Raw genomic sequence first — 4,487 nt, forward strand, 5'->3', positions numbered from 1 at the left:
AGCTCCAGGACGAAGCGGGCGCCGCGCGGGGCGTGGGCGACCCGCAGGGTGCCGCCGTGCCGCGTGGCGATGTCCGCGGCGATGGCCAGGCCCAGGCCGCTGCCGCCGGAGTCCCGGCTGCGGGCCTCGTCGAGCCGGGTGAACGGCTCGAAGATCCGCTCGCGGTCCTCCGGCGGCACGCCCGGGCCGTCGTCCCGGACCTCCAGGACGCAGCCGTGCGCGGTCCGCCGCGCGGACAGCACCACCTCGGCGGACGCGTGCCGCCGGGCGTTGTCCAGCAGGTTGCGCACCAGCCGGTGCAGCCGGATGCGGCTGCCGCGCACCGGCACCGCCTCGGGCGCGTCCACCCGCAGGACGAGCCGGGCGCCGAGGCCGGGGCGGTACTGGTCGGCGAGCTCGCGCAGCACGGCGGACAGGTCGACGGTGGTGAGCCGGCCGGCCGTCGCCGGGTGCGCGCCCCGGGCCAGGAACAGCAGGTCCTCGGTGAGCTGCTGGAGCCGCTCGACCGAGGTGAGCGCCTCCCGGGTGGTGGCCGGCCAGTCGGTGCGGTCGGGATGCGCCAGCGACACCTCCAGATTGGTGCGCAGCGCGGCGATCGGGCTGCGCAGCTCGTGCGAGGCGTCCGCGACGAAGCGCTGCTGCTGCACGGCCGAGCGCTCCAGCCGGTCCAGGGTGGCGTTGGTGGTCCGGGCCATCCGGGTGAGCTCGTCGCCGGCGGGCGGCACCGGGACGCGGCGGTCCAGCCGGTGCTCGCCGATCTCGGCCAGTTCGGCGCGGATCGCCTCCACCGGGCGCAGCGCCCGGCTGGTCGCCGCCCAGGCCGTCAGCGCGACCAGCAGCGCGGCGGCCGGCACGCCCACCTGCAGCACCGGGTCGATGGTGTGCAGCGAGGCCTCGGCGGCGAACGGGGTGGCCAGCACGTACACGGTGAACGGGCCGACCACCGGCTTGACCGGCTGGCCGTTCTCGTCGTTCTGCCGCAGCAGCGGGCTCCAGCTGCCCAGCGCGGTGAAGGTGCGCCCCGAGTAGCGGTTGGCGGCGGCCTCCCCGGCCGGGCCGATGGCGACCCGCTGGACCGACTGCCAGTCGTCCGGCGCGAGTTTCGGTACGGCGGCGGGCGGGTCCCCGGCCAGGTGCTGGGTGGTCAGCGGGCCGCCCATGGTCAGCACCCGGCCGTCGCTGTCCAGCACGAGGTACGGCAGCCGCCCGTAGTCCGCGAGCTGCTGGCCGTGCTTGTAGCCGCTGCTGATCTCGCGGGCCTGGGCCTGGGCGTCCGCCTCGGCCGCCTCCAGCTGGGCGTCGTACATGTGGCCGCGCAGCCACCAGGCGCCGACGCCGAGCAGCAGCAGCGCGGCCAGGCCGGCCGCCAGCGAGGTGCGCAGCCGGGTGGAGAGCCTGCCGGGCACCGGTCAGGCCTCCAGCCGGTAGCCGACGCCGCGCACGGTGGTGATCGAACGGACGCCGAACGGCGCGTCCACCTTGCGGCGCAGCATGCTGACGTACACCTCGACGATGGACTCCTCGCCGTCGAAGGCGATGTCCCACACCTCGTCGACGATCCGGCGCTTGGACAGCACCTCGCCGGGGTGCTCGGCCAGGCAGCGCAGGACGGCGAACTCCCGCTCGGTGAGGGTGATCTCGGCGCCGCCCCGGCCGCAGCGGCGGCCCGCCGGGTCCAGCCAGAGGTCGCCGACCCGCAGCAGCGGGCCCGGCGTCTGGCTGCGGCGGATCAGCGCGCGCAGCCGGGCCAGGAAGACCAGGTAGGAGAACGGCTTGGTGAGGTAGTCGTCGGCGCCGGTGTCCAGGCCCTCGGCCTCGTCGTACTCGCCGTCCTTGGCGGTCAGCATCAGGATCGGGGTGGTGACGCCGTCGGCGCGCAGTGCCTCGCACACCTTGTAGCCGTTCAGGCCGGGCAGCATGATGTCGAGCACGATCGCCCGGTAGGCGTGCCGCTGGGCCAGCCGCAGGCCGGTGAGGCCGTCCGGGGCGAGGTCGACGGTGTAGCCCTCGACCTCCAGGCCGCGCCGTACGGCGGCCGCGACCTGGGCGTCGTCCTCCACCACCAGAATCTCCATGCGGATCAGGATGCCACCGGCGCCGGATCCGTTCCTTAAGCCGTCTTCAGCTTTCTCAGCCCCGCTTCAGGGGCGCGGGTGCATGCTCTCGCCGTTTCCGCCGATCAGTTCGAGTCGGTGCCTGACACGGGAGGTGCCGGCGGATGACCGTACTGGAGGGTCCTCCGTTGCCCCGCCCTCCGCTGCCCGGTCCGCCGCGGCCCGCCCGCCACCGGCGGCCGCGCCGCACGCCGCCGCCCAGCCTGGTGATGGCGGCCGGGACGGTGGTCTCCCGGGCCACCGGCTTCGTCCGCTCGGCACTGCTGGTGGCGGTCCTCGGTTCGGGGCTGCTCGCGGACGGGTACAACGTGGCCAACACGGTGCCCAACCTGCTGTTCGTGCTGCTGATCGGCGGCGCCCTGAACACCGCGCTGGTGCCCCACCTGGTGCGTGCCGCCAAGGAGTCGGCGGACGGCGGGGCGGCGCACGTCGACCGGCTGGTGACGGCGCTGGTGGTCACCCTGCTGGTGCTGACGGCGGTGGTGGTGCCGGGCGCGCCGTACCTCGTGCGGGCCTACACCGCGTACGGCGGTGCGCAGTTGGACCGGACGGTGCTGCTGGCGTACCTGTGCCTGCCGCAGGTGTTCTTCTACGGGCTGTTCACGGTGCTCGGCCAACTCCTCAACGCCCGGCAGCGGTTCGCGCCGATGGCCTGGGCGCCGGTGCTCAACAACCTGGTGGTGATCGGGGTGTTCGCCGGGTACCTCGGCCAACGGTCCTTCTCCACGGCCGACGTGACCGTGCTCGGGGCCGGTACGACGGCCGGGGTGGTGGCGCAGAGCCTGGTGCTGCTGCCCTGCCTGCGGGCCGCCGGGGTGCGGCCCCGGCCGCGCTGGGACTGGCGGCAGGCCGGGCTCGGCGAGCCGCTGCGGGCCGCCGGGTGGACGCTGCTGCTGGTGCTCGGCGACCAGGTGGGCTACTGGGTGGTGACCCGGCTGTCGACCTCCGTCGGCGCGCGGGCCGCCGAGGCCGGGCTGCCGGGCGTCGGGTACACCGCGTACAGCAGCGCGTACCTGCTGTGGATCGTGCCGCACGGGGTGGTCACGGTGTCGGTGGTGACGGCGGTCGTTCCCGCGCTCACCGCCGCCGCCGACTCCCCGCGGGCCGTCCGCGCGCTGCTCGCCCGCACCGTCCGCACCATCGCGGTGGTCACCGTCCCGGCGGCCTGCGCGTTCGCGGTCCTCGCGCCGCAGCTGTGCGCGCTCGCCTTCGGACACGGGAGCACCGGCGCCGACGACGTACGGGCCATCGCCGGGATGCTGACCGCCTTCGCGCCCGGCCTGGTCCTGTACTCCGCCGGCTACGCGCTGACCCGCGTCTTCTACGCGCTCGGCGACAGCCGTACGCCCTTCCTGCTCAACCTGCTGCCGGTCGCCGCCACGGCGCTGGGCGCGGTGCTCTGCCACCGGCTGCTGCCGCTGCGCTGGGCCGTCACCGGGATGGCCGGCTGCTACGGGGCGTCGTTCCTGCTCACCTGCGCGGCCGCCGCCCTGCTGCTGCGCCGGCGGCTCGGGCCGCTGCGGGTCCTGGGAGCCCACGGGAAGCCGCTGCTGGCGGCCCTGCCGGCCGCCGCGGGCGCCTGGTGGGCCACCCGGTACGGCCTCCTGCCGGCCGCCGCCGCCCTCGCCGTCGGCTACCTCCTGCTCGCCCACCTCCTCCGGATCGAAGAACTGTCCGTCCTCACCACACGATTGCGCAGGCGCCCATGACCCTCCTCCCCAGCGACGTCGCCCGGGTCCTCGACTTCCTCCTCCCCGAGGGCCACCCCCTGCGCGCCCAGGTCCCGCACCTGCGCGTCGAGTCCCGCTGCCGGTGCGGCTGCAGCACCGCCCTGTTCGCCGGCGTCCAGGACGGCGCCCGCTCGGAGGTGGTCGCCGAGGCGGCGATCGGCTCCGACGGCGAGATCCTGCTCTTCGCCGAGGACGGCCGGCTCTCCTGGCTGGAGGTCTGCTCCTGGACCGACCCCAAGCTCACCCTCGTCGACGCCGCCCGCTACCTCGGCGGGGAACCCGGGCGGCCGGAGTGAGCGTCGTACCGGGCATGCCCACCGTTCTCATCCTCGGCTTCGACCCGCACACCGTCCCCGGCGTGGACGGCGACGCGGTGCGGGCCCTCCTCGATGCCGAACTCGCCCGCTTCACCGAGCACGGCATCGACGCCGCCGTGACCCTGGTCGCCCCCGACGACACCGCCGAACCCGCCGTCGTGGCGGCCCTCGCCGGGCGCCGCTGGGACGTCGTCGTCATCGGCGGCGGCATCCGCAAGCCCGAACCGGCGCTGCCGTTCTTCGAGGCGGTCGTCAACCTGGTCCGCCGTCACGCCCCGCAGGCGGCCGTCGCCTTCAACACCAGCCCCGCCGACAGCGTCGAGGCC

At 75.2% G+C, this 4,487-nt stretch carries 5 protein-coding genes; 3 read left to right on the forward strand and 2 right to left on the reverse strand.

Annotated elements, in window-relative coordinates; all coding sequences use genetic code 11:
* Both AE652_RS30515 and AE652_RS30520 read right to left on the reverse strand, forming a co-directional pair.
* Positions 1-1,406, reverse strand: a 1,406-nt coding sequence (locus AE652_RS30515; protein WP_049657345.1) for a cell wall metabolism sensor histidine kinase WalK, incomplete at its 3' end; no start/stop codon positions are given.
* A 3-nt stretch (positions 1,407-1,409) separates the two neighbouring features.
* Entirely contained in the window at positions 1,410-2,075 is a 666-nt protein-coding gene (locus AE652_RS30520; protein ID WP_049657347.1) for a response regulator transcription factor, read from the reverse strand.
* A gap of 143 nt (positions 2,076-2,218) precedes the next feature.
* Between AE652_RS30520 and murJ the strand changes: the two genes are divergently transcribed.
* The 3 genes from murJ to AE652_RS30535 all read left to right on the forward strand — a co-directional run.
* On the forward strand, positions 2,219-3,823 hold the full coding sequence (gene murJ / locus AE652_RS30525) for a murein biosynthesis integral membrane protein MurJ (protein ID WP_107086575.1): 1,605 nt from the start codon (positions 2,219-2,221) through the stop codon (positions 3,821-3,823).
* Positions 3,820-4,140 (forward strand): hypothetical protein, encoded by a 321-nt coding sequence (locus AE652_RS30530; RefSeq protein ID WP_049657348.1) that lies wholly within the window; start codon positions 3,820-3,822, stop codon positions 4,138-4,140. The genes murJ and AE652_RS30530 overlap by 4 nt, the downstream gene beginning before the upstream one ends.
* Before the next feature lie 14 nt (positions 4,141-4,154).
* Positions 4,155-4,487 (forward strand): hypothetical protein (locus tag AE652_RS30535; protein WP_049657350.1); only part of this gene is annotated, 333 nt, incomplete at its 3' end.

This window comes from Kitasatospora sp. MY 5-36, from assembly GCF_001182915.1.
GTDB lineage: Bacteria > Actinomycetota > Actinomycetes > Streptomycetales > Streptomycetaceae > Kitasatospora.